The 25,248-nt window shown below is 51.6% G+C and carries 18 protein-coding genes; 11 read left to right on the forward strand and 7 right to left on the reverse strand.

Annotation, left to right across the window (positions count from 1 at the left end; all coding sequences use genetic code 11):
- Positions 1-121: 121 nt before the first annotated feature.
- The 6 genes from AB1757_05375 (at position 122) to AB1757_05400 (ending at position 8,927) form a co-directional block, all read left to right on the forward strand.
- Positions 122-1,360, forward strand: a complete 1,239-nt coding sequence (locus AB1757_05375; protein ID MEW6126449.1) for an ABC transporter permease — start codon at positions 122-124, stop codon at positions 1,358-1,360.
- A complete protein-coding gene (locus tag AB1757_05380) occupies positions 1,357-2,553 on the forward strand; it encodes an ABC transporter permease (GenBank protein ID MEW6126450.1) in 1,197 nt (398 codons plus the stop codon). The genes AB1757_05375 and AB1757_05380 overlap by 4 nt, the downstream gene beginning before the upstream one ends.
- A gap of 73 nt (positions 2,554-2,626) precedes the next feature.
- A complete protein-coding gene (locus tag AB1757_05385; GenBank protein ID MEW6126451.1) occupies positions 2,627-5,800 on the forward strand; it encodes a PDZ domain-containing protein in 3,174 nt (1,057 codons plus the stop codon).
- Positions 5,801-5,844: 44 nt separating this feature from the next.
- Positions 5,845-6,675, forward strand: a complete 831-nt coding sequence (locus AB1757_05390; protein MEW6126452.1) for a hypothetical protein — start codon at positions 5,845-5,847, stop codon at positions 6,673-6,675.
- Positions 6,676-6,700: 25 nt separating this feature from the next.
- Entirely contained in the window at positions 6,701-8,098 is a 1,398-nt protein-coding gene (locus tag AB1757_05395; GenBank protein ID MEW6126453.1) for a sigma-54 dependent transcriptional regulator, read from the forward strand.
- 100 nt (positions 8,099-8,198) lie between these two features.
- Complete coding sequence (locus AB1757_05400; GenBank protein ID MEW6126454.1) at positions 8,199-8,927, forward strand: hypothetical protein; 729 nt, start codon at positions 8,199-8,201, stop codon at positions 8,925-8,927.
- Between the two features lie 190 nt (positions 8,928-9,117).
- Here the strand turns inward: AB1757_05400 and AB1757_05405 are convergent, their stop codons facing one another.
- A complete protein-coding gene (locus AB1757_05405) occupies positions 9,118-10,323 on the reverse strand; it encodes an MFS transporter (GenBank protein ID MEW6126455.1) in 1,206 nt (401 codons plus the stop codon).
- Positions 10,324-10,546: 223 nt separating this feature from the next.
- On the opposite strand from AB1757_05405, the gene AB1757_05410 reads away from it, so the two are divergent.
- Positions 10,547-10,975: a cytochrome c gene (locus AB1757_05410; protein MEW6126456.1), complete on the forward strand. Its 429-nt coding sequence runs from the start codon at positions 10,547-10,549 to the stop codon at positions 10,973-10,975.
- A gap of 149 nt (positions 10,976-11,124) precedes the next feature.
- Here the strand turns inward: AB1757_05410 and AB1757_05415 are convergent, their stop codons facing one another.
- The 4 genes from AB1757_05415 to AB1757_05430 all read right to left on the reverse strand — a co-directional run bounded on the left by AB1757_05415 (position 11,125) and on the right by AB1757_05430 (position 14,990).
- The gene (locus AB1757_05415) at positions 11,125-13,296 is read right to left on the reverse strand and encodes a S9 family peptidase (protein ID MEW6126457.1); all 2,172 of its coding nucleotides are present in this window, start codon (positions 13,294-13,296) and stop codon (positions 11,125-11,127) included.
- A gap of 132 nt (positions 13,297-13,428) precedes the next feature.
- The gene (locus AB1757_05420; GenBank protein MEW6126458.1) at positions 13,429-14,262 is read right to left on the reverse strand and encodes an SDR family oxidoreductase; all 834 of its coding nucleotides are present in this window, start codon (positions 14,260-14,262) and stop codon (positions 13,429-13,431) included.
- Between the two features lie 18 nt (positions 14,263-14,280).
- Positions 14,281-14,724, reverse strand: coding sequence for a PIN domain-containing protein (locus tag AB1757_05425; GenBank protein MEW6126459.1), 444 nt, complete (start codon positions 14,722-14,724; stop codon positions 14,281-14,283).
- On the reverse strand, positions 14,724-14,990 hold the full coding sequence (locus AB1757_05430; protein MEW6126460.1) for a hypothetical protein: 267 nt from the start codon (positions 14,988-14,990) through the stop codon (positions 14,724-14,726). Before AB1757_05430 ends, AB1757_05425 begins: the two co-directional genes overlap by 1 nt.
- A 336-nt stretch (positions 14,991-15,326) precedes the next feature.
- On the opposite strand from AB1757_05430, the gene AB1757_05435 reads away from it, so the two are divergent.
- From AB1757_05435 to AB1757_05450, 4 genes are read left to right on the forward strand one after another with little or no spacing between them, the layout of a single operon-like run.
- On the forward strand, positions 15,327-16,235 hold the full coding sequence (locus AB1757_05435; protein MEW6126461.1) for a hypothetical protein: 909 nt from the start codon (positions 15,327-15,329) through the stop codon (positions 16,233-16,235).
- The gene (locus AB1757_05440; GenBank protein MEW6126462.1) at positions 16,232-17,515 is read left to right on the forward strand and encodes a BREX system ATP-binding domain-containing protein; all 1,284 of its coding nucleotides are present in this window, start codon (positions 16,232-16,234) and stop codon (positions 17,513-17,515) included. The genes AB1757_05435 and AB1757_05440 overlap by 4 nt, the downstream gene beginning before the upstream one ends.
- A complete protein-coding gene (locus AB1757_05445) occupies positions 17,515-18,942 on the forward strand; it encodes a BREX system ATP-binding domain-containing protein (protein ID MEW6126463.1) in 1,428 nt (475 codons plus the stop codon). Before AB1757_05440 ends, AB1757_05445 begins: the two co-directional genes overlap by 1 nt.
- A 46-nt stretch (positions 18,943-18,988) precedes the next feature.
- Positions 18,989-21,052: a DEAD/DEAH box helicase gene (locus tag AB1757_05450; protein MEW6126464.1), complete on the forward strand. Its 2,064-nt coding sequence runs from the start codon at positions 18,989-18,991 to the stop codon at positions 21,050-21,052.
- A gap of 24 nt (positions 21,053-21,076) precedes the next feature.
- Here AB1757_05450 and AB1757_05455 read toward each other — a convergent pair whose 3' ends face one another.
- Positions 21,077-22,234: an aminotransferase class I/II-fold pyridoxal phosphate-dependent enzyme gene (locus AB1757_05455; protein MEW6126465.1), complete on the reverse strand. Its 1,158-nt coding sequence runs from the start codon at positions 22,232-22,234 to the stop codon at positions 21,077-21,079.
- A gap of 212 nt (positions 22,235-22,446) precedes the next feature.
- Positions 22,447-25,203: a serine/threonine-protein kinase gene (locus AB1757_05460; protein MEW6126466.1), complete on the reverse strand. Its 2,757-nt coding sequence runs from the start codon at positions 25,201-25,203 to the stop codon at positions 22,447-22,449.
- Positions 25,204-25,248 lie beyond the last annotated feature (45 nt).

Genomic DNA, 25,248 nt, shown 5'->3' on the forward strand with positions numbered 1-25,248 from the left:
CGTAGTCCGTAGTCCGTAGTCCGTAGTATTAGTTTGCAGTTGTCACAGTGGTAAAACTAATAAACAAACTACGAGCTACTAACTACGGGCTACGGACTACGGACTACGGACTACGGACACTATGTTAAAAAACTACTTCAAAACCGCATTCAAAGTTTTTCTGCGACGCAAGTTTTTTACTTTCATCAGTCTGTTCGCCATCAGCTTTACATTGGTCGTGCTGATGGTGGCAACCGCGATAATTGACCATGTTTTCGGTGAAATGCCGCCGGAAAAAAATCTCGATAGACGGCTCGGAGTCTATGAAATGCAAATTCGCGGCGAACATGGAAGCATGAACGGACTGGCGGGTTATAGATTTCTTGACCGTTATTGTCGCGACCTTCCGTTCGTAGAAAAACAGACGTTCTTTACGGGACCGGGTCAGGTTGTCACTTACAAAGGTGACGAAAAAATTAAATTGTTTTTGAGACGAACAGACGGCGAGTTCTGGCAGATGATGGATTTCCAATTTCTCGAAGGCGCGGCGTTCACCGAAGTAGACGAGAAGAATCGAAATTTCGTCGCCGTGATTAATGAGGCGACGCGCAAAAAATTTTTCGGCAACGACTCGGCAGTGGGCAAAACTATCGACATTGACGGGCAAAACTTTCGCGTCGTCGGGGTAGTTTCCAATGTGCCGACCCTGCGCATTATTCCTTTCTCGGACATCTGGGTGCCCATCAGCACTGCCAAGACGGACGCCTATAAAAAAGAGTTCGTCGGCAATTTTATGGGCTTGTTTCTGGCGCGAAACGTTGCTGATATTCCAGCCATCAAAGAAGAGTTCAATTCACGGCTGACGCAAGTAGAGATACCGGATAAACAATTCAATCAGGCGGTAAGCGCCATTTGCACTTTCCCCGAAGGGGTTGCGCGTTTCTTCAGTCCGGGACCAAGCGAGGATGCCACACCGGCGCGCTTAATTATAGGCATTACCATCGCGGCGCTTTTATTTATGTTGCTGCCGACCATCAACCTCATCAACATCAATATCAGCCGGATTATGGAACGCGCATCTGAGATTGGTGTTCGCAAAGCCTTCGGCGCTTCTTCCCTGACCCTCGTCGGACAGTTCATCATCGAAAATATTCTTCTGACTCTGATTGGTGGCGTAATTGGTTTTGTGGGTTCTTACTTTGTCCTGCACCTGATTTCGCAAAGCAATTTGATTCCTTATGCCGAGTTCCAGATGAATTTCAGAATCTTTTTGTATGGCTTGGCGCTGGCGGTTTGCTTCGGTTTGCTGTCGGGGGTGTACCCGGCTTGGAAGATGTCGCGGCTGCACCCCGTGCAAGCTTTAACCGGAGGTGTGCGATGATTAAGCACTTGATTAAACTGGTCTGGAATCGCAAGCGCATCAATTTCCTCATCACGGTTGAAATCTTCGTCTCTTTTCTGGTGCTGTTTGCAGTGATGATGTTTGTCGTCTATTACGCCGACAACTATCGTCATCCGCTCGGTTTTACCTACGACAATGTTTGGAACGTCAGCATCGACGTCAAGCAACAATCTGACGATTACTTCACACCCGAACAACTGGAGACCACGCGGCAACTCTACCTTGCAGTGAAAGATATGCCCGAAATCGAACAGGCGGCAAGCGCGCTCTCTGTGCCCTATGAATTCGGCGGCAGTTTTGGCGCTGAAGAGTTCAATGGAAAAACTGTTGAATACGAACGTGACGAAGTCACAGATGGATTCAGTGAGGTGCTCGGCTTAAATATCGTCGCCGGTCGTTGGTTCAGCAAAGAAGATGATGGGGCGAACTTTCAACCGGTAGTTATCAATCGACGAATGGCTGAGGAAATTTTTGGCGCGGAAGAGGCGGTCGGCAAGACGCTCGGCGCACAGGGGCGAAACGGCAGAGAATCGAGAGTGGTCGGCGTGGTATCGGATTTTCGCAAATCGGGCGAACTGAGCGCACCCGGCAATTTTTTATTTGTCAGAAAAAATTTAAATGATCCGAAAGACCGCCCGCCGCGAAATCTGGTGCTCAAACTGCGCCCCGGAACCACGGCTGAGTTTCAAGTGAAGTTGACAGACAAACTGCAAGCCATTGCCAAGGATTGGTCTTTTGAAGCGCAACCGCTCGTCGAGATGCGCGAATCGGCGTTTCGCCTTCAATTGACGCCGCTCATTCTGCTCGGACTGATTGCCGGATTTTTGATGATTATGGTGGGGTTGGGACTCACCGGCGTGCTCTGGCAAAACGTCACCCAGCGCACCAAAGAAATCGGTCTTCGCCGCGCTAAAGGCGCAACCGCATCGCGTATCAAAAAACAGATTCTCGGCGAACTCCTGATCATTGCGTCATTCGGCGTACTCGTAGGAATTGCGGTTGTCGTGCAGTTTCCCCTGCTCGACATCATCGGCTTTATCACCGGCAAAATCTATTTTTACAGCATTATCGTTTCCGCGTTAATTGTTTACCTGTTGACGATTCTCTGCGGGTTGTACCCCAGTTGGCTGGCAACCAAAGTACAGCCGGCAGAAGCGCTCCATTACGAATAACTGCCAGCATACCTTTGCAAGGGTTGGCGCAAACCATAAATTCAAAAACCCAGCGAACCGAAAAGGAGAATCTATGTCCGTGCGAATTCTGCTATTTTTCGTTTGTCTGTTAAGTCTTCACGGCATCAATGCGACAGCCTCGCCGATGCCGTTTCAAATGCCCGCCGTCAGCGATAAATTCATCGCTTTCTGTTACGCCAATGAGATATGGGTGGTTGACCGCAACGGCGGCGAAGCGCGGCGGCTTACCAGCGTTCAAGCCGCGGAAAAACTTGCGCCGGTATTTTCTCCTGATGGTTCGCAAATCGCTTTTTCAATGAATGTCGGCGGCAATCTCGATGTTTATGTGATGCCGGTTGCGGGCGGCGAGCCGCGCCGCCTCACCTATCATCCGAAAGAAGATGTAGCCGTAGGCTGGACACCGGATGGCAAAGCGATTCTTTTTCGCTCGCGACGCCTCAGTGATGATACGCATCAACTGTACACCATTTCAGCGGCGGGCGGATTTGAAAAAGCCTTGCCGTTGCCGATTGCCTGGACAGGTTCATATGCCAGCGATGGCGCGCATCTGGCATACAATCCGTTAAGTGACCCGACACGCACCTGGCGCAATTATCGCGGCGGGCAAACCTCTGCCATCTGGATTGCCGAACTTGCCACCAGTCGGATTGAAAAATTGCCGCGTGAAAATTCCAATGACCGCAATCCCCTGTGGATTGACAATAAAATCTATTTTTTGTCCGACCGCACCTTTACGACTAACCTTTTCGTTTATGACCCGCAAACCAGGAAGACCAGTCAAGTAACCAATTTTGAAAAGTACGACATCAAAGCGGCGGCAGCAGGAGCAGGCGCAATCGTCTTTGTTCAAGATGGCGCCATTCAGGTTTACGATTTAAACAGCAAACAAACCCGCACCGTAAGCATTAAAATTCCCGCAAACGATTGGGCGGAAATTAAACCGCGAACTATTAAAGCTGCCCGTTGGATTCGCGCTTTCAATTTATCGAATGATGGCAGGCAGGCGCTGTTTGGCGGGCGCGGTGATATTTTAACCGTGAGCGCCGATGGCAAAGCGTTTCGCAATCTCACGCAAACCAGTAATGCAGCAGAGCGCGCGCCTGTCGGTTCGCCGGATGGAAAATGGATTGCTTATTACTCGGACGAATCCGGCGAATATCAATTGCACATTCGCTCTACGGCGACCGATGAAATTAAAAAGATTGCCATTGAACCGCAGCCTTCGTTTTATCTGGAACCCGTTTGGTCTCCCGATTCCAGAAAGCTGGCGTTTTACGATAAACGCTTGAACATCTGGTACGTTGATATTGAAAAGCGCCAGGCTACTCGTGTTGATACGGCGTATCGTTTCGATAATAGTCCTGCGCCCGCCTGGTCGCCCGACAGCCGTTGGCTCGCTTATACCAAAACGCAGCCCAATTATTTGCGCGGGCTGTTCATTTATTCACTCGACAAGGCGAAAAGTTATCAGGTGAGCAATGAACGATTCGATGCCGATTCGCCTGCTTTTGATAAAAATGGCAAGTATCTTTATTTCACATCGAGCGCCAACGCCGGACCGCGAAAAGTTTTCGGTATGTCATCCTTTCAATTCAGAAATACGGTCTTGCGCAGCATCTATGCTGTGGTGCTCGATAAAGATGAACCCTCGCCGCTGATGCCTGTTGCAAACCCATCGGAGAACCCAGAGAACACGCCCGGCATTGATGTCGAAGGCATCACAGAGCGAGTCGTTCGACTACCAATTCCGGCGCGGGATTATGCGGGAATCCTGGCGGGCAAAGCCGGAACCTTGTTTATATTTGAGTCGGGTATTCAAGCGCCGAATGTAATTCACAAATTCGATGTCACGACGCGCAAGTTCGAGAAGTTCATTGAAAATGCCGGTGGGTTGGTTATCTCAGACGATGGCAGCCGGTTGATGTTTCCGAGAGGCGGCGCTTATTACATCGTTTCGACTGAAGCTCAGCCAAAAAGCGATGAAGGAAGACTTGATTTAATGAACGCCGAATGGCAAATCACGCCGCGCGATGAATGGCAACAGATGTACAACGAATCGTGGCGACTCATGCGCGATTATTTTTATGACGCTAATCTGCACGGGCAAAACCTTGCGGCTTTGAAAGAGCACTATGCCGCATACCTGCCAAATGTGGTTACACGAAGCGACCTGCTGGTGGTCTTTCGTGAAATGTTTTCGCACATGACCGTAAGTCATATGCAGGTCGGTGGTGGCGATGCGCCACCCGCAGGGCAGGCAAATGTCGGAATGCTCGGCGCGGATTTTGAAATCAATCAAGGTCGCTATCAAATCACCCGCATCTATCGCGGTGATAATTCGGAACCGATACTCACATCGCCGCTCACACAGCCGGGCGTGAAGGTTACGGTCGGCGATTACCTCATCGCCATTGACGGACAGGAAATCAAAGCCGATGAAAATGTCTTTAAATATTTTCAAGGCAAAGCCGGACGCCCCGCGCAACTCAAAGTCGCCGCGAAGCCTGATGGCAGCAATGCGCGAACCTATATGGTGATTTTGAGTCCCGGCGAAAATATCTTGCGGCTTTACGATTGGATTCAGGAGAATCGCCGCAAAGTCGCCGAAGCCTCAGGCGGCAAACTCGGCTACATCTATCTGCCGGATACGGGCGCGGCGGGTTACGAAGAGTTCACGCGGGATTTCTATGCTTACCTGGATAAACAGGGCGTGATTATTGATGAACGCTATAATAGCGGTGGCGCGCCCGCCGATTATTTCATTGATATGCTGGGGCGCATGCCGCTTTCGACGTACACCTTTCGCGAAGGCGCGGATATGAATTTTCCGGTGGCGACCATCCCTGGCCCGCGCGTCATGATTATCAATGAATATGCGGGTTCGGGCGGCGACACCTTGCCCTGGATGTTTCGCGCCGCAAGTGTTGGTACACTAGTTGGCAAACGCACCTGGGGCGGCGGCATTGGCGGATTTGTGGCGATGCCCGAATTGATTGATGGCGGCAGGATGCTTGCGCCGAATCGCGCATTCTATAATCCTAAGACCGGCAACTGGGATATTGAAAACAACGGCGTCGCGCCCGATGTCGAAGTCGAACTTGACCCCCAGGCATTTCGCAAGGGGCGTGATTTGCAGTTGGAAAAAGCCATTCAACTGGCGTTGGAGAATTTGAAAAAGCAGCCCGCGCCGCAAATCAAAAAACCGAAGAGACCGCTCTACCCGTAATCTCCAATGCAAGCATTTATACAAAGGTCAGGAGATAAAAATCATTGAATAGCGAAATTTTGAACAGCGAATTTGCCAAACGAATTGAACACGCGGAAATCAAGGCGTGGATGGATATGTACGAAGCCGCCCCCAAAGACTACGCGGAAAACTTTCAGCTTGGGGTGCAACACCTTGACAGCCTTGTGGTCTTTACGGCGGGCGGCATTCCCTTCGGTCATTTCAATTGTGTTTTAAATCTAGGATTGGATGAACCGGCAACCGAAACGCAGCTTGAAGAAGTGCTGAAAACCTTAAATGCCGCACAGCGCCAACATTGGTACATTCATTACAACCCGCACTGCGAACCGGCGAATTTACGCGAATGGTTTGAGCGAAGAAATCTTAAGGCGCGAAGCGCCTGGGACAGGATTTATCGAAACGCTGAACCACTTTCACCTACTCTTTTAACCACAGATGACGTGCAGGTCGAGAAAGTGACGAACGCCACAGCCCGTGAATGGGCTGAATTTGTTTCGGGGGTTTATCATTTGCCAACCGTAGATTGGCTTGCGGCGTTTGCCGAACGAATGGGGTGGCACCATTACACGCTTCGCAAAAATTCAATTATCGTTGCGGCGCGCAGTATGTTCATCAACCGCGAGGGCTGGGCGTGGCTTGGCATTGATGCACCAGTGCCGGGACTCATGACAAATGATTTCACTTTGGATTGGCAGATTTGCCAGAGACTTGTGAAAGACGGATTACAACTTGGCGCAAAACATTTCGTCGCCGATATTGAAGCGCCAACGCTTGATATGGATTCACCCGCGTATCAACATTTTGCAAGGCTCGGGTTTAAGAAAGTTTATTCGCGGGCTAATTACATGCCTTAACCATCCATCTTTATTGGAACTACTGATGAGCACGACAAGTAATAAAAATGAAATGGTACTTGTTGTTGATGATGACCCATCGGTAACCACATCGCTGGCGCTCCTGTTAAAACAGGCGGGCTACCGGTCGCTTTGTGCCGCAACGCCGCGCGAGGCGCTCGATAAAATCGCGCAGGATGATTTTCATCTGGTCATTCAGGATTTGAATTTTTCGCGCAAAACCACCGGTGAAGAAGGGTTGGAACTGCTCAGAAAAATCAAAGCCGTCAAACCACAGGTGCCGGTGATTTTGCTGACTGCCTGGGGTTCGATTCAACTCGCAGTTGAAGGCATGCGCTCAGGCGCTTCGGATTTCGTCACCAAACCCTGGACGCATAATCAACTGCTGCAATCGGTCAAAACCGCCATCGGCGTGGCGGCAGCCGCCTCGAATCAAAAAGACAAACTGCCGACCCGCGAAGAACTCGACGCCGCGTATGATTTTCGCGACATCATCGGGCGCGATGCGAAAATGCTCAGAATTTTGGATGTCATCGGGCGCATCAGCGCAACCGATGCCTCTGTGCTCGTCACCGGCGAATCGGGAACCGGCAAAGAGTTGATAGCCGCCGCCATTCATCGCAACAGTCGCCGCCGCCATGCGCCATTTGTGAAAGTCAATCTCGGCGGCATCTCTGCGACGCTTTTTGAAAGCGAAATGTTCGGGCATGTGCGCGGCGCATTTACGGATGCCAAACAAGACCGCAAGGGTCGCTTTGAACTGGCAAATAACGGTTCGATTTTTCTCGATGAAATCGGCGATTTGGATTTGAACTCGCAGGTAAAAATGCTGCGCGTCCTGCAAGACCGCTCTTATGAAGTGCTCGGTTCGAGCCTGACGCGCACCGTCGATATTCGGGTGATTTCAGCGACCAATCGCAATTTGCAGGAGATGGTTGCCGCCGGGCAATTTCGCGAAGATTTGCTTTATCGTTTGAATTTGATTGCCGTGCATCTGCCGGCGCTGCGCGAACGCCCGACAGACATTCCCTTACTTGCCAGACATTTTGCCGCAGGCATCGCAAAGATTTATTCGCGAGATGAGATTCAAGTGAGCGATGCGGCATTGCACTGGCTGCAAGGACTGAACTGGCCGGGCAACATCCGCCAGTTAAAACAACTGATTGAACGCGCCATCCTGGTAAGCAATAAAGCGGTTCTTGAAATTGAAGATTTTCGTCTGCCACTCGATATGGCAGTGAACGAAAAATCGAAAGACGAACTGCCGGATGTCGGCAGGATGACGATTGATGAAATGGAAAAAGCCATGATTTTGAAATCCTTAGCGCATTACGACGGCAACATCAGTCGTGTGGCGGAAGCCCTGGGATTGAGTCGTCCGGCGCTTTATAGACGTTTTGAAAAGTACGGTATAAAAGTCTAGCCTGAACCTTTTTCCGGTTGTATTCTAAAAACGCCTCGCCCTTATTCAATGCTTGAATAACTCAATTCCAAAAAACAAACAATTCGATAGAGGTGTATAGATGGAAGCCAAACGCTTGGAATTTATCATTCACGAAGCCGGTTGCATGATTATGATTGCGCCGATGAGCCTCGGCGGTCACGCCTACGAAGATTTACTGGATTTATTCGACGATCAGCAGAAGCTACGCGAATTGATTTTAGCGGGCGCGATGATGCCGATGGATTTGTATCAGGATGATGGCTATCTGGTGCGCGTCGTTATCGGAGATTTGAACGAACAGGAAAGCGCCGAATGGACGGCGCGGGCGCGTTGGCATTTAAAAGTTCCCTGCGGGAAGTTGTTGATTACCGGCGCGCTGGATAATGACGACGAATTTGAGCCGATCAAAGACGGCGATAAATTCTGGCTTGGTGGTTACGTTGAAATCGAACCCGGTGAATACCTTGTTGAAGTGTTGAGCTACGCCCCGGGCGACCTTTCGACCGGATGGGGACAGATTGAAAATCATGATGGCAAAGGATTGTTTCGCCCGACCGCCGGTATCAAACCCGAAAAGCCGCTGGATTATTTCAAACGCACGCGCCCGAATGAAGAAGCGCCCGCGTGGATTCGCGATGAAGGATTCATAGGCGAAGCGGAATATGTCAACTTTGTTGTGAGACTTGCGCCGCCGGTTGATTTACCCGCGCCGCAATTTGAAGCGGGCGGATTTTTGCAATGGGAATTTCGCAAGCCGGAAATATGCCCGGTCGGTATTCGTTCTGCGACGTTTGAGAAAGCTGAATAGGATTGAGGTTGGTGAAAGCGTCGAAGTGTCAGGGTGTTTAATGCGTCAGTAAAATGACGGTGGCAAATTGAACGCCATTTGCCAATAGCTTTACTTTGAATCTGTTGAGGTCTTTGACCGCGCCATTGGTTGAAGCGCGGTCTTTAAACCCTCTTTCAACCTCAGCGAATGGTTTTGCAAGCTGGGCGAATTAACCTCTGCCGCCTGCTAATTTTTTAGCAGCCGGTAAGCGTCTGAGCGCAAGCATGGCGATAATGCCAAACACCGGCCCGATTGCCAGAAACATAAATGCCCGTTGCCAGCCAAACATTCGTTCAAACGTAGGAATCAGACGAATAGTCACCAGCGTGAGCAGAAATCCCAGACTGGTTTGCAACGTCAAAGCGGTGCCGGTGTATTCCGGTTTGCAAAGTTCCGTAACGCAGGCAGAAAACTGCGCCGAATCGGCGACCACCGCAAAGCCCCAGATTAAACAGACGCCGACGAGTAAGACGGGACTTGCGCCAAACAAAAAACCAACCACAAAGGCGCACGCGCCGCTGATGATTAAAGACGCGATGGTCAAGGTTGTGCGTCCCATTTGATCTGCCAGTTTTCCTGCCACCACGCACCCCAGAGCGCCGATGCCGATGACCGCGAAACTGGCTACAGCAGCCCATTTCGTGTCAATGCCGTAGGTTGCAAAACTGGCAATCAGGAAAGCCGGAATCCACGCCCACATGGCATAGAGTTCCCACATATGACCGAGGTAGCCGAGATTGGCGAGCACGATTTCGCGGGTGCGCGAAACTTCTCCGACATAACGCCAGTTAAACGGCGGCGATTTCGCTTGAAAGGGTCCTTCACTGACAAACCACCAACAGAGCAATCCGCCGGTTGCCGCTAGCATTGCCGCGAGATAAAGCACCCGCTGCCAGTTGTGAACCCCGCCAAAGGCATTCAGTAGATGCGGCGCAGCCGAACCCAGAGTGAGCGCGCCGACGAGAATGCCGATGCCAAAGCCACGGTCGGCTTTTGTCCAGGTTGCCATGATTTTCATGCCGACGGGATAGACGCCTGCAAGAAACATCCCGGTTAAAAACCTGAGCGCCAAGGCGACAGCGAGAGCATTCGCAAGCAGAGGAATGAGTAAGGTGGTCAATGCTGCGAAGATCGCGGAAAAGGTGAATAGTTTTTTCGTCGGAATACGGTCGGCGAGGTTAAAGATTGCCGAAGCGAACGCGCCAACGACAAAACCGATTTGTACGGACATCGTCAACCACGCCTTACCGGCATCGCCGAGCGTCCATTCGGCGGTGAGCGCAGGCACCACTGCCGATGCTGAAAACCAGACAGCCATGCCGAGCAGTTCAGCTAAAGCCAGCAACATCAAGGTGCGCCATTTTTTTTTCAACATAATGTTTGCGTTACGAAACGTTCGAGCAATTATTCACCGGCTTGAACGATTGTGAAAGCCCGAGGCTCGGAATTTTACGCAATCGGGCGAATCCTTTGCTTGAGTCAGGGGAAACTGTGGGGATTTCCCCAATAAAATTGGGCATCGGAGAGAAAATTTAACGGTATACCAATTGCCTTGCGTGATTCCCGTAAGCTCAAAACGTATCTCTAAGGAGGGTTCAATGAAACGATTTCGCCTGATTATTACGACTATTTTATTCGCTGCGTCGATCACTGCCGGATGGTTATTGCTGGTCGGCAATGCGCAAGCCAGCAACAAAGATGCCTATGTCGATAAAGGCAAAAGACTATTTTCACAGTATTGCGCCAGTTGTCACGGAGTTGATGGCAAGGGTCAGGGGCCGGTGGCTGGCTCGCTTAAAACTGCTCCCGCAGACCTCACGGCAATTCAGAAAAAGGGTGAAAAATTCCCCTTCACGCATATCGCTGTGTTGATTGACGGAGAAAAAACCGACAGAAGTATCGAAGCCCATGGAACCGGCAAGATGCCTGTCTGGGGAACCGTGTTTCGCCAGTCGCGCGGTTTGCAAAAAGAGAGCTATATCTACGCGCTCACCAAATATATCGAATCGATTCAAGCAGCTAGGTAGGCAAAAGTTCAACTGCTTTTAGAAGGTTTGAGTATTTAAACATCAATAACGACCCACGGCGTCGCCCCAATAAAAGTTTGCGCGAACATCGCGTTTCATCTGTCAGGTCAGTCGAAACTCGCTGCTCGCGCAAATTATTTGGTCATTTATCAATTGCGCCGCATACTGGATTCCGGTTTTGCAGTTTCCGCGTCTTCATAACGCTTGCCGGTTTCACGATCAAATACCGCGTTGCGTAAAAAGGCTTCGGTCGTCCAGGGCGCGCCGCCGCCACCTAAATATTTCTGGAACCATTCAAGATGCGCCGTGTAGTACAAAGCCATCTCGTACCAACTGGGCCAGTGCCCGGCATTCGGATAGACAATCAATCGCGAAGGCACGCCGCGTTTTTGCAAGGCGGTGAAAAATTCCAAAGATTGCGTGTAAGGCACGCGATAATCGCGCTCGCCGGTAATGATGAGCGTCGGGGTTTTGAAATTGCGAACATAATTCGATGGTGACATCGTCTCATACAAACGCGAATTCCACGGCTGACCTTTCGCGTCCCATTCGGGAAACCATAACTCTTCGGTTGCCCCGTAAAACGATTTCAAATTGTAGAGTCCCATCATCGAAGCAATCGCTTTAAAGCGCGTCGTGTGTCCGGCAAACCAGTTCATCATATATCCGCCATACGACCAGCCCATCGCGCCCATTCGCGTTTTATCGACATAAGGCAAACGTTCAAGCGCACTCGTCACCAGCATCAAATCCTGAAACACCATCCCATTCCAGTCGCCGGAAATTTGCGCGGTAAAGGCTTGACCGTACCCGACGGAACCATGCGGATTGCAAAACGCCACGATGTAACCCGCGCCCGGATAGACTTGCCAGTCGCCGCGAAACCCGTCCGCCCATTGCGATTGCGGGCCACCGTGAACATTTAATATCAACGGGTATTTTTTGTTCGGGTCGAAATTATGCGGCTTGACGATGAAGGTATGAATCTTGGCGCCGCCCGCGCCCGCAATCCACATCTGTTCGGCAGGACGAATATCAACATCGTTGGCAACGGCTGTATTAATGTTCGTCAGTTGTCGGTTATTTGCGGCTTTGCCGTTCGTAATATCGGCGCTATGAATTTCTGCGGGTTCGGCGATGCCGCGTCTGATGTAAAAGATTTTCTTTTCATCATCGGTAAACGTGAAAGCATCGATGGATTTGTCAGCGATAACCTGGGTGATTTTTCTTGTCGTCAAATCAAGCCGATGAATCGGCACCTGACCTTTGAATGGTCCCGTAAAATAGATAGCCTTTGAATCTTTGCTCCATTCAAAATCATCAATCCAGTCGCGGTAAGTTTCGGTTAAAACTTCCGACTTTCCCGTAGCGCGGTCATACAATGCCAGGCGGAACAAATCCGATTCATAGCCCGGCAGTCGTTGCAATCGATAGGCGATATATTTGCCATCGGGCGAATATTTCGGCGTCCCGTCATAAGCTTTATTTGCGGCGGTGATGTTTCGCGGTTTGGCGTTAGCGTCCGTGAGCGCAAGCAACCACACATCGCCGTTGGTAGACGAAGCCTGGGCTTTATCGTGATTTGACATTAACGCGAGTTCTTTGCCATCGGGCGAAAAGGTTGCGCGAATCGAACCCGACACATCAAACGGCGGCCAGTCCATATTGCCCGGCGTGAGGTCGCGCACTGCGCCGCTTTCAATATTCAATAAAAAGGTGTGCGCGCGTTTGCCGTCACGCCATTGTGTCCAGTGGCGATATAACAATTCATCAGCCAGGTGGGCGCGCAGCGCGCCTTTTTCCCAGCGTTCACTAATGCGTTTGTTGCAGGCGTCATTGCCGTTGCATTCGGGATAAACATCCGAAGTGAACGCCACGAGTTTACCGTCGGGTGAAATAACATAATCGCCAACGCCGGTTGAAAGTGTGGTCAGTAGTTTCCATTCGCCGCCGGTTTGTGGCATGACGAAAAGTTGCACGTTGCCATCTCTGACGGCTTGAAAGATGATGCGACCATCGGGGAGAAAATGCGGCGAGAAAGCGTTTTGCGTAGTGATTTCTTTAGAGTTTTTACCATCGATGTCCATCGTCCAGATGCGTGTGGCGCGTCGGGCGCGGGCTAAATCCGAAGTCGTTACGCCGTAAAGAACGGTTTTTCCGTCGGGCGAAATCTCAATGCCGGATACCCCTTTGATGCGGTAAAAATCTTCAATCGTGAAGGCGCGTTTCTGCGCATAAACCGAAGCGACGAGCAAAAGTAGAAGTGAAATTGATAATGCAAGCTTGCGTGTTGAAATAGATAAAAATGAATTTCGGGTCATAGAAGGCTCCTTCAGAAACGGGGTGGTAAATTCAGATACGAAGCAAAAACTATTTAACCGCCAAACCGCCAAATACGCCAAGCAGATTTGCATTTTTCTGTTGGCGTATTGGGTGTCTTGGCAAGTGGATGTTTAAGTCTGGAGTCCCGTCAGTCGTTCGCTCACTTCCCACAATTTCTTTGCGAGTTCATCGTCTTGCGCCGCGCGCGATGGGTATTTCTCTTTTTTCTTCTCAAAATATTTGCCGCTGACGCCTTCGACTTCCGAAGAGCTTGCCAGATACACAGAAGTTTGTGCGCCCTTTTCGGGACTCATGGTAAACAGTTTGATGAGCCATTCAAGCGGTTTCGGGGTGTTGCGAAAAATACTGGTCGCGACTGCGCCGGGATGCAGAGAGTTTGCCGTAACCCCGGTTCCGGCAATGCGCCGCGCCAGTTCGCGTGTGAATAAAATATTTTCGAGTTTGGAATTGCTATAGGCGGCAACGCCTTTGTATTCGCGCTCGCCTTGCAGGTTGTCGAATTCGACTTTGCCGTATTTGTGGGCTTCGCTGGCGACGCTGACGATGCGCGAAGGCGCGGACGCCCGGAGCACATCAAGCAATAAATTGGTCAGTAAAAAATAGGCGAGATGATTGACCGCAAAAGTGGTTTCATAACCATCAACTGTAAGCGCGCGCTTGGGAATATAAACGCCCGCGTTATTGATGAGCACATCGAGACGGTTATATTTGGCTTTGAATTCATCGGCGAGTCGGCGAATCGCTGATAGCGAAGACAAATCGGCAATCAGCAATTCAATATTTGAATTGCCGGATTGGGTTTTGATTTCACCGAGCGCCGCTTCGCCTTTACTGCGGTCGCGACAAACCATGACAAGCTGTGCGCCCTGTTCGGCAAGACTGCGTGCCGTCACTTTTCCGATACCGGCACTCGCGCCGGTGATTAAACATCGTTTTCCGTTCATTGATAGTTCATTCCCGATTTATAAGCTATTTGGGTCTACGACAGTAATTGAAGAAAACCGCTTGAAGTCAGATATATTAAAGGTCAACAAGTGAGTAATGCCATGTGCAAGCATCGCTCCTACTAAGCGTGCATCGTGAACTTGTACACCGGAAACCTGGTAAGTCACGACTAATTGACGCCAGTGTTTGTAAATGTCTGGTATATCTGGCAAGAGGGGAAAGAAATTTTCCAGTTGGTGAATCTCCGCATCGGCTTGCGCTGGTGTCAGTCCAAACCCGTTATTGGTTTTGGGGCGCGTCAGAACATTCCAAAATTCAATAACATTCTGGCAGGTGATATGGAGTAAATCACCGTTATTAACAAGTTTGGTGATAGCCATGCGCGCCGCCTGGTGTTGCGGGTCATTAAGACGTGCGCGGCGCAGCAAACCATTGGTATCAAGCAAATACAAATCCGCCATCAACCGCGTTCTCCATAGAAACTTTCACGACTCAAATCATTTTCTGAGAAGGGCGGCAGGCTCGCGTCGTATCCATCCATCCAATTATCAAAAGCCTTGAGCCACTGTTCTTGGGTTGCTCGCTTCCAGAATGGCTCCTGAATTTCAGATGTCAGTTTATCTTCCAGTAATCGCAACAAATATTCATCGGTTTTAAGCCCTTGTCGCGCCGCTTCGCTTTGCAACTTGGCTTCAAGTTCCGATGGAATGGTTATCGTCAAAGTCATGCGCTTCCCTCCGGCTTTATTTTGCCAAGCCCTCAGAGATATTAAAAGAGGTATCTATGATCAGCCGTAGTTTCTTAATGCGGCACTCGCGCCGATGATTAAACATGGTTTTCCGTTCATATAATTTGTTGAGGTTTATCACAACTGTCCTGACATAACGGCAATGTTACAACAAATACCGAAACGTTGACTAATCAACGCCCGCTTGCAAGTTGAAAAATCGAAAAGATGGATTTTCAGACAGCTTCAATTTGCGCCGCTATAAGGGTTCAGATTAGACTAGGCGGTCAGGTGTGTGCCTGACTTGTATGACAATCACAATCAGAGGAGAACTTGATGGCTAACAAAACCGGCAACGCCGCTTCCAAAACGGCGCAAGTTGCTGTTGAAGAATTGACCACTGCGCTTGGCGAAGCCCGCAAACAACTGACTGCCGAAGTCAAAGTGCGTCGCGATGTCATCAAACCGATGGAAGTGGCATTGCGCGCTCTGAAAGACCCGCATCGCAACGCCCTGGCGCTTTACGAAGCCGCTGTCGCGCTGGAAAATCCAAACGGCGATTTCATCCTGCCGAAAAGCTACGCGACGACCGCCGCCGAGTTACGCGCTTTTGCCGATGAACAGCTCTCCGAACTCGAATTTACCTTTGCCCGCGATTTGCGCGAAGCCTTCAAAGAAAAGGGCGTTGACCTGACAGGACCGCCGACCAAACTGGTTGCAGACCTTTTTGTCATCGAACCTGACTTGCGCAAAAAACAGGTCTACATAACATTCTCGCGGCAAAGCGTGACGGCGAAAAAAATCAAACTGGATGTCGTTCAAGTCCTCTCGACTTATGAACGCGCGCGGCGTGAAATCTGCGAGCGCAAAATTGACCTTGACGCTTTGCTCGCCGAGTTGTTTGAAGCCTATCAACGCCTGCTGACGCTTTCGGGAAAAAAGCCGGGCGCGCGCCTGAGCATCGTTGACTGTTACCGCGAACTGGTCTTGATTCGCCAACCCCTGGCGTTTCGCAAAAATCCGTCAAAAAACAGTTTCACCGATTACCCGAAAACCCACTTTGCTTACGATATGCTGGAATTGCGTCGCCAACGTAAACTCAATCACCAAGGGCAACAACTCAATTTCAGCGTCGCCACCATTGATGTCGGCAGCGATTCGACACGCGCCATGTTTTTAGCCACCAGCGCCACCGAAGGACAATTCATCAAAGAGTTGTACTTCGCGCAGGAGAAATCATCGTGAATCTCAGCAAACAAGAAGCCCAACATATTGTTCGCAAACTTGGCGAATCAGGGATTCCGCCGACGCGCGGACTGGCAGCTTACACGGTGGGCATTGACTCGCTGCTCAAAACTCTCGAAGACGAATATCTGCGCGGCTATCTGCGCGATGGCGGCTCAAGTTTCAAGTTGGTGGTCGGCGAATATGGCAGCGGCAAATCGCACTTTCTCTATTGCCTGCGCGATAAGGCATGGGAAAACGGCTACGTCGTCAGTCGCGCCGAACTCAGTCCCAAAGAATGCCCGTATGACAATCAATTGAAAGTCTATCAAGCGGTCATCGCCAATCTCATCTTCCACAATACAGACCCCAACGTCGCCGATACGCAAGGGTTGGAAGCCTTTCTCGAAAATCATTTCTACACGACTTTGAAAACTCTCGGTGTTGATGCGCCATTGACCAGCATTGGCTTAGACCTGCGCGTCAAACTCTGGCTCGATACCATCCTGCGGTTCAAAGTTGAAAGTCCGTCCTATCGCCACGCGGTCTATTTTTATTTGCAAGCGGTCGCCGAAGAGAATGAAACCCGAAAACAGTTAATCAGCGCCTGGCTGCGCGGCGAAGCCGTCGCCCTCAAAGATTTGCGCCAATTCAGCATCACCGAAAGAATAGACCGTTCGGTGGCGTTCAAAATGTTGCGCTCGCTCTCGCAGTTAATTCACGAACTCGGTTATGCGGGACTCGTGCTGCTGTTTGATGAAGGCGACCGCATGGTGAGCATCGGTTCGTCGCGCACCGAAAAAGTCGCCTGCGACAATCTGCGGGAAGTGATTGATCGTTGCGCGGGCGAAAGTCTGCCTTCGACACTCTTTGTTTACGCGGTGCCGCCATACTTTGTCACCAACATCGCGCCGAATTACGAAGCCCTCAGTCAGCGCATCAGTTCAAAGGTGAAATTTTCGCGCAAGAATCCCTTCAGCGTGCAAATCAGCCTCGATCAACTTGATTATCCGGGCGATGAAATGCTCAAGATGATTGGCGAGCGGTTGCTTGACATCTTCGAGATGGCTTACGACATGAAATTCGACCGTGAGTTGCAATTGCACAACATCGCGCAACTCGCCGAAGCTTGCGGCTCACTGCTGTCAACCAGCCATCGCCGCCATTTCGTCAAATCGTTGATGGACATCCTCACCGAACAGCGTGTCGAAGGCGAACAGACCTATGAAGCCGAAGGCATTCAAATCGTGGTGCGCAATGTGACCGAACAACTGGGTCGCTCGCAGGGAGGCGAGTATTAGTGGTCGGCTCCATCGTTACTCACCCGCTGTTCGGGCGCGGACAGGTTGTCGAACTCAGAAACGCGGCGCGTGAAGCGGTCGTGCGCTTCGATAACGGCATTCGCGCCGTCGTGCAAACCACCATGCTTTCGGTGTTGCAACCCTCGGCTTTGCCGCAACCGGTCGCGCCGCAACCCGTCGCGCCGACCAAACCGGAAGTTGCCGCAACCCCTGAACAAACGCAACAACTCGAAGCCCGCCGCGCCATCGAAGCTTTACGCTATGGCATCGTGCCCAACAAACGCCTGCGCGAATTGAGTGTCGGGCTGGAAGCTGAACGCGAAAGTTTGCAGCAGGCTTTTGCAACCACCGAACAACGCGGCGGCGATGTCCGCGTCGTTCTCGGCGAATATGGCAGCGGCAAATCGCACTTTTTTGAACTGGCGGCGCAAGAGGCGTTGGCGCGCAATTTCCTGGTCGCGTCGACATCGCTGGATTTGCGCGAAGTGCCGCCCAATCGTCCGCAACGCATTTACAACGCCTTGATTCGTTCACTGCGTTATCCTGATGCAACCGATGCGGGAACCCTGGTTCCGTTGCTTGACCGCATCCTCTCTCAGCAGACCGCATTTGCGGCGATGGGCGAAAAATTGCGCGGCACGACTTTCGGAACCGTGCTGCACAATTACGCCATGCTGCGCGCTGAGGGCGGCGAAGGTTTGGAATCCCTGCTGGATTGGATTTCCGGCGAAAAGGTGTTTATTCAAACGGTGCGCGCCGCGCTGCCGCTTAAGAGCAAAGAATTTCCGGCGCGCGCGCTTTCGATGATGACCACTGCCGCTGATCAGTATTGTTACCTGCTAAACGGTTGGGGCTGGCTTGCGGCGCAAGTCGGTTATGCGGGACTGGCGGTGTTGCTTGATGAATCGGAGCATTACAGTTTGCTCACCCAACGCGGCAAGGAGCGGGCGGACAATTTTTTCAAAGCTCTCATCTACACGGCGATGCACGGGCGCGAAGATTGTCGCCTGAGCGAAAGCCAGCTTGAACATCAGCAACGTGAACACCCTTTTCGCTTTGCCGACCGCAGCCAGCTGTTGGTGATGTTCGCGGTCACGCCATCGGCAAACACCTTCGATTATCAGCGTTGGCTTGGCGAAGAGCAGATTATCAAACTCACCGGCGATTTATCGGCGCAGACGCTCGAACAATTGATGGGACAACTGTTCGCGCTGCATCGCCAGGCTTATGGTTATGAACGCGACGGCAATCAATTGGATTTGTCGCAAGGCGCGCATGAAGGGCTGGAGCGCCGCTTGCTCAATTTGCGGCAAACCATACGCCTCGCCATAGAAGTTTATGACACCTGCTACGCGCACGTGGATTACCCAGCGAGCGAAGCCGTCGCAGAGATGCGACAATCGTTATTTGGACGCTACGGATTTTAGTTTTTTGTGCCGCACACATTCCGGTGTGTGACCGATTGTCAAGGCGATGTCCTCTTCATTTCTTCATTCGCTAAAAGCGAAACTGCCGCACACTTGGGGCGCATTTTTAGGGCGTTTCGGGCGCTTCACGGAAATTCAAAAGCTCGCTATCGAACCCATCCTCGCGGGGAAAAATTGTCTGTTGATAGCTTCGACGGCAAGCGGCAAAACCGAAGCCGCGTTGATGCCTCTGATTGAAAGGCTCAAACAACAGACTGCCGCGTTGCACGCCTTCGACGTGCTGTATGTCACGCCGACGCGCGCCCTCACCCGCGACCTGGCAAAAAGACTGCAAGCGCCACTCGAACAACTCGCCATTACTATGGCAATCAAAACCGGCGATGAACCGGCGCTTGATGCGCGCCGCCCGCCGAACCTGCTGCTGACCACCCCTGAATCGCTTGATTCGTTGCTTGCCAACCGTCCGCGACTGTTGAAAGACACGCGCGCGGTTATCCTTGATGAAATTCATCTATACGACAACACCGCGCGTGGCGACGGATTGCGCGTGTTATTGAATCGCTTGCGCAGGTTGCGACGTTACGCGCACGGGCGCGGCGATAGCCCGACCGACAACCTGCAATTTTGCGCATTGTCAGCGACCGTCGGTAATCCGCAAGCCGTAGCGGCGCGCTATTTCGCCGACCCGCTGGTCATTCAAGCCGCCGGGCAAAGACCGCTGGATGTCGAGTTGCTGGAGATGCAGGGAGAGGAATCGTTGCGCGATTTATTTGCCGGTTTGCGCAAGCGCGGCGTGAAAAAGGCGCTGGCGTTTTGCAATGCGCGAAGCGAATGCGAAGCGTTGGCGCAAGTTTTCAAACACCGCGCGCCGTTTGGCGATAATGTCTTCGTGCATCACGCCAGCCTCGATGCGCGTTTGCGCCATCAAACCGAACGCCATTTTGCCGAAGCCTCAGCCGCTTTGTGTTTCGCCACTTCGACGCTGGAACTCGGCATAGACATCGGCGATGTGGATTTGGTCATTCTCATCGGCGCGCCGGATGACGCCAGCGCCTTTCTGCAACGCATCGGGCGCGGCAATCGCCGTTCGTCGCGTTCAGCGGTTGTCGGTTTTTATCGTTCGCCCATCGAAGCGGCGATGTTTCGCGTCTTCATTCGCGCCGCTTCGATGGGCGAACTTCACGCCAAAGATTATTTTTTTCGTCCATCGGTCATCGTCCAACAGCTTTGCTCTTATATCAAACAGGTGCGCCACGGCGAGCTTGTGCCTCGCGAAGTTTATGAACTGTTCGCCACCCCGACGGGCGAGCCGCTCATCTCTAAAGCGGCGTTTGACGACATCCTTTCCGCGCTGATTGATAAAAATTATTTCGTCCGTTTGCCCGATGGCAATCTGCGACCGGGAGCCGTTTGGCAACGCCTTTACGAACAGCGCGAAATCTACGCGAATTTGTCAGACGCGACGCGCCAGTCTATGGAGGTGGTTGACGAAATCACCGGACGCAAACTTGGCGAGATGGAATGGGGAACCGGCATTAATCAAAGCTTTTTATTCGGCGGCGTGGCGCGGCGCGCTGTGCGGCGGCAAGGGCGCAAATTGATTGTCCGGGCAAGCGAAGATGACGCGCCGCCGCCACGCTTTTTCACGCCGCGTCGCGCCCTGTCGCCCAGGTTGGCAAGCGCCGTTGCCGCCGAACTCGGTTTGCCACAAAGCCCTGCGCCTGCTGAAATCGCCGTCGTCAAAGACCCGGAGTTAAGCGAAGCGCAAGCTTGGGTCTTTCACTGCGCCGGTGAAGCTTACGCTTATCTACTGGGCGATTTATTGGAGAATTGGTGCAATGCGCAGGTGAGCGAGGTCAATGGCTTCTGCTTTCTGCTCACCGGCGAATTGCCCGACGCCGCTTTGCCAATCAACGCCGAACAAGTTCAACGGCGGTTGCGGCGGCGCTGGCAGCAGTTTGAGAGCTATTACGATATGGGTCGCTTTCAAAAAGAGCTGCCGTTAGAGGTGCGGCGCGCAAGCGTCGAAGCGGCTTTCGATATTGAAAATTTTCTGCGCGCCTTTGCGGGAAAAAAATTAACCCAGTCTGCCACTTGCGACAAACAGTGATTTACTGATGATTCCCCCTCTGCGCTAATCCGCTAACGCCTGCGAGAAATCGGCGATTAAATCTTCGGTCGCTTCGATGCCGACCGAGACGCGAATCAAGGTATCATTGATACCCGCTTTTTTTCGGTCTTCTGCGGACATTCCCGAATGTGAGGTGGTTACGGGTCGCGTCATCAGGGTTTCAATGCCGCCGAGGCTTGGTGCGATAATCGCCAGTTGCACCCGTTGCATAAAGGCTTCGGCGCGCGCCACATCACCTTTCAGTTCAAAACTGAGGACGCCGCCGAATCCGTCGAATAATTCACGGGCGCGCGCGTAAGGCTCGTTACTCTCCAAGCCCGCATAATTGACTTTCTGCACCGCCGCGTGCGATTCCAGAAATTCCGCCAGTCGCAAAGCGTTCTCATTATTTCTTGCGACGCGCAAAGCGAGCGTCTTCACCCCGCGAGAGAGCAAGAATGCAGCGTGCGGGTCAAGGCTGCCGCCCAGATGATTCAACCGATGGGTGATGCGTTCGACTAAATCGGCGCGCCCGATGACCGCGCCCGCGACAATATCCGAATGCCCGTTCAAATATTTTGTCGCGCTATGCAATGACAAATCAAATCCCCACTCGGCAGGGCGAAAATTCACCGGGCTTGCAAAGGTGTTATCAATCATCGAAATCAAACCGTAAGCTTTGGCAAACTCGACGACGGCTTTGAGGTCTGCGACTTGCAGTAGCGGGTTGGTCATGGCTTCGACATAAATCGCTTTGGTGTTCGGGCGCAGATGCTCCTGCCAACTCGATGGATTATCGCCGTTGATAAAGGTGTAAGTGAGTCCGAAATCTTTAAAATCTTTGGTGACTAAATCATGGGTGCCGCCATAAAGACAATCCTGCATCAGGATATGGTCGCCCGCCGAAAGCATGGTGAGCAGCGCCGTTGAAATCGCCGCCATGCCGCTTGCGGTGACCACTGCGGCTTCGGCGTTTTCCAACGCGGCTAATTTTTTATGCAATGCCAAATGGTTTGGCGTGTTATTGAGGCGAATGTATTTGACGGCGTGGTAATCCGATTCGCCCGCGTATTCAAACATGGCGGATTGAAAAATCGGCGTCACCACTGCGCCGCTGATGCGCGGCACGGGTTCGCCCGCGTGAATCAATTTGGTTTCGAGGCTTTTATATTTATCGGTCATAAAATTTCTCTCGGCTAATAAAATTCCTTCGGCTGGTTTGCGAGAACGATTGATAATAACGCAAGCATTTATGGCAGCGGTAGAGCCAGCAGAGAAAATAGAAAAGCTTGGGAAGACTTTTTCAATTGAGAGGCGAGCGCCAATCTTCAAATGGCGCGAGTCAAGAAAGCTGTAAGCCATTGACGTGTGCTGGCTTTAATACCCCAAGCGGACTACACATCTTTTAATAACCGGTCGCCCAACAATGATTGATTTGCCAAAGAGATTTTGCAACCGTAAGCAAGTAGCGCGATGATTAAACCCATCGTCAACAACATCCCGCTTGCATACCACGCCGAAAAATTAGTTGTGAGAAGAGTTGATTCAAGCCACATAAAAACGGTTTGGGCGACAACCATCGTCATTAATCCGAGTCGGGCAATTGCCAGACACAAAATTGTGGCGATGGTTAGCGTAAAAGGCAGATAAACCCACGATTGAGTGAACAGCAAAATCTGAACGGTCACCATCAAGGTAAAAATCACCAAACCTGCAAAGAGTCGGCGGCGAAACAGTAAAAATAAAACGGCGAGAATACAAATGAACATCAACCCGTAGGCAAAGCCGCCTCCCGCAATACTCAAAACCCCTGCCGTCCAACTCCGCAAACTCACTAACGCACCCGTAAAGAAATAGAACCGAAAATCACCGTGAACCAATCGCTCCGTGTAAAATCCGGCGTAAATCAGCGTAATATGACCTGTGCCGACAAGCGTTCCGAGCAAAACATCACGTCCAACCAAAGGGTCTGCAAATTCGCCCGCCAACAGACGATTCCACGAAACAATCAAATCCGGCAAATTGCGGCGAACAATCGGCTCAAGGGCGAGATACATGATGCAGGTCAGCACGGAAAGGTATAACGCACTGCGAAATCCGAGCGTAATACGGTCAAGTTCGGGGAAAAATGACGGAACGTGATTCAGGCTGAAAACCCAACCGAGAAATGTCAAAACAAAAACGGCAAGCGAAACTTTGAATGCGCCTTTGCGGTCTCCGCTGCCGGATTTGAGGTTTTTCCAAGCCAGAAAAATTGCAGTAACGATGATTCCCCACAAGATTCCGAAAAAGACAAAAACGCCAACCCAATCGCGTGTCGTGTAGGTTAGCGAACCGTCAGAATCCGGTTTCGTCCACGGATAGATTAGTTTGAAAAAGACGATTTTGCCCTGAAAACTCGCGGTTTCGACACGCAGAGGAATTTCTTCGTTGTCGGGCATCGAGCCTTCCCAAGCTTTGCGTTCATCAAAGGCATTTGGCGGAGTCCAATTCGGCGATACGTCTTTGAATTTTGCTAAATTGAGTTCAGCGGCTTGAAATGCCGTAGAAAAATCCGCCTTCGTGTCCGATTGTTCGGCAAATTGCGGCGGCACGGCAGAAAATTCGACTAACCGTCCGCGCGTGTCTAGCGAAATCGTCCGCTGCCCGCTTTCCGCCTGTGAGTCAAACGCCCAAAGTCCGTTGCCCGTCATTCGCACTTCAAAAGTGTTTGGGCTTTGACGCTCGATAAAAACACAAAACAATGGCTGACCGCTCTCGATATTGGCAAATTTTTTCGGCGAGGAATCTTCCCGAACATAATAATCGAAATAAGAATAATCGGCGTAAAACCGATAATGCCTTTCGGCTGGCGCGTCCGTGTAGCCGAATTTGTTGATGATTTCGTTGGCTTTTTCAGAGAGAACTTCCGCAGATTTATTGAACGGAATACGATTTTGCGGCGAAACTCTCATCGAAGCGAACATCATAAAAACGAGCATGGCAATTCCGCCGACTAAACAAGACAAAGCGATTGCGGGTTTCAACGCGCCTTTCTTGGGAGCCGCCGCTACCATTTCCGGTGAAGGCGTTTCGCCCGCCGCGATTGCCGCTGCCAGCGGGTCGCCACCGGGCAACGCCGCCGCCACTTGCGAAACCGAAACCGGGCGATTTTGCGGGTCGCGTTCCAGACACCGCAAAATCACTCGTTCAACCAATGGGTCAACCCCTTTGGCGTGCTCGGAAATGCTCGGCGGCTGGCTTGATTCATGCAAACGCATCAACTCATCAAATGATGATGCCGTAAAAACCTTCTTGCCGGTGAAGACTTCATACAACACCAACCCCAGCGCGTAAATATCGCTACGCGCCGTCACCTCTTTGCCTGCCAGTTGTTCGGGAGCCATGTAAGCGGGAGTGCCTGCGCGTACTTCCGCGCCTTCAAAATCCTCTGCCAGTCCCGCCAAGCCGAAATCGGTAATCTTCGCTCGCCCGCGCCCGTCAATCATGACATTTGCAGGTTTCAAATCACGATGCAAAACGCCTTCGCTGTGCGCCGCCGCCAAGCCGCTGCACAGTTGCGCGGCAATCTCTACCGCTTTGCTTTCGGGAAGTCTGCCGATGCGACGAAGCAAGGTCGCGAGGTCTTCGCCGTCAATATATTCCATCGAAAGAAAGGTCTGCCCCTGGGCTTCGCCGATGTCAAAAACGCGACAGACGTTGGGATGCGAAATCTGTCGGGCGATGCGAACTTCGCGGTGAAAGCGTTCACGCATCGTTTTATCTTGCGCCAGTTTTTCCGGTAAGAATTTCAACGCGACGGCTTGCGCGAGTTTCAAATCGTCGGCGCGATAGACTTCGCCCATGCCGCCTTTGCCTAACAAACCAATGACGCGATAACGTCCGGCAATGACCGTGCCGGGAATGAAGCGTGCATCGCGGCGGCGGCTGAGCGCGGAAGATTCAAACGGCAAAAGTTCAGCCGCTTCCTGAATCATGGTCGGGATGAAACGACCCGTCGGTTGTTGATGCGCCAGCAAGGATTCGACCTCTTGCCTGAGCGTCACATCATCGCCGCATTCGCCCTTGAGAAACTCCGCGCGCGCTTCACCTTGACGCGCCAACGCTGCTTCAAACAATTCATCTATCTTTTTCCAACGTTCTTGATTCATAGGTCAGGATTCAGGATTCAGGATTCAGGGTTTGGGCAAAGGAAA

Source organism: Acidobacteriota bacterium, assembly GCA_040754075.1.
Taxonomy (GTDB): Bacteria; Acidobacteriota; Blastocatellia; order UBA7656; family UBA7656; genus JBFMDH01.

What these genes read in the sequence shown, in the direction of transcription:
- AB1757_05375 (MEW6126449.1), top strand. Translation starts at nt 122, where the DNA reads ATGTTAAAAAACTACTTCAAAACCGCATTCAAAGTTTTTCTGCGACGC.
- AB1757_05380 (MEW6126450.1), top strand. Translation starts at nt 1,357, where the DNA reads ATGATTAAGCACTTGATTAAACTGGTCTGGAATCGCAAGCGCATCAAT.
- AB1757_05385 (MEW6126451.1), top strand. Translation starts at nt 2,627, where the DNA reads ATGTCCGTGCGAATTCTGCTATTTTTCGTTTGTCTGTTAAGTCTTCAC.
- AB1757_05395 (MEW6126453.1), top strand. Translation starts at nt 6,701, where the DNA reads ATGAGCACGACAAGTAATAAAAATGAAATGGTACTTGTTGTTGATGAT.
- AB1757_05400 (MEW6126454.1), top strand. Translation starts at nt 8,199, where the DNA reads ATGGAAGCCAAACGCTTGGAATTTATCATTCACGAAGCCGGTTGCATG.
- AB1757_05405 (MEW6126455.1), bottom strand. Translation starts at nt 10,323, where the DNA reads ATGTTGAAAAAAAAATGGCGCACCTTGATGTTGCTGGCTTTAGCTGAA.
- AB1757_05410 (MEW6126456.1), top strand. Translation starts at nt 10,547, where the DNA reads ATGAAACGATTTCGCCTGATTATTACGACTATTTTATTCGCTGCGTCG.
- AB1757_05415 (MEW6126457.1), bottom strand. Translation starts at nt 13,296, where the DNA reads ATGACCCGAAATTCATTTTTATCTATTTCAACACGCAAGCTTGCATTA.
- AB1757_05420 (MEW6126458.1), bottom strand. Translation starts at nt 14,262, where the DNA reads ATGAACGGAAAACGATGTTTAATCACCGGCGCGAGTGCCGGTATCGGA.
- AB1757_05425 (MEW6126459.1), bottom strand. Translation starts at nt 14,724, where the DNA reads ATGGCGGATTTGTATTTGCTTGATACCAATGGTTTGCTGCGCCGCGCA.
- AB1757_05430 (MEW6126460.1), bottom strand. Translation starts at nt 14,990, where the DNA reads ATGACTTTGACGATAACCATTCCATCGGAACTTGAAGCCAAGTTGCAA.
- AB1757_05435 (MEW6126461.1), top strand. Translation starts at nt 15,327, where the DNA reads ATGGCTAACAAAACCGGCAACGCCGCTTCCAAAACGGCGCAAGTTGCT.
- AB1757_05450 (MEW6126464.1), top strand. Translation starts at nt 18,989, where the DNA reads ATGTCCTCTTCATTTCTTCATTCGCTAAAAGCGAAACTGCCGCACACT.
- AB1757_05455 (MEW6126465.1), bottom strand. Translation starts at nt 22,234, where the DNA reads ATGACCGATAAATATAAAAGCCTCGAAACCAAATTGATTCACGCGGGC.
- AB1757_05460 (MEW6126466.1), bottom strand. Translation starts at nt 25,203, where the DNA reads ATGAATCAAGAACGTTGGAAAAAGATAGATGAATTGTTTGAAGCAGCG.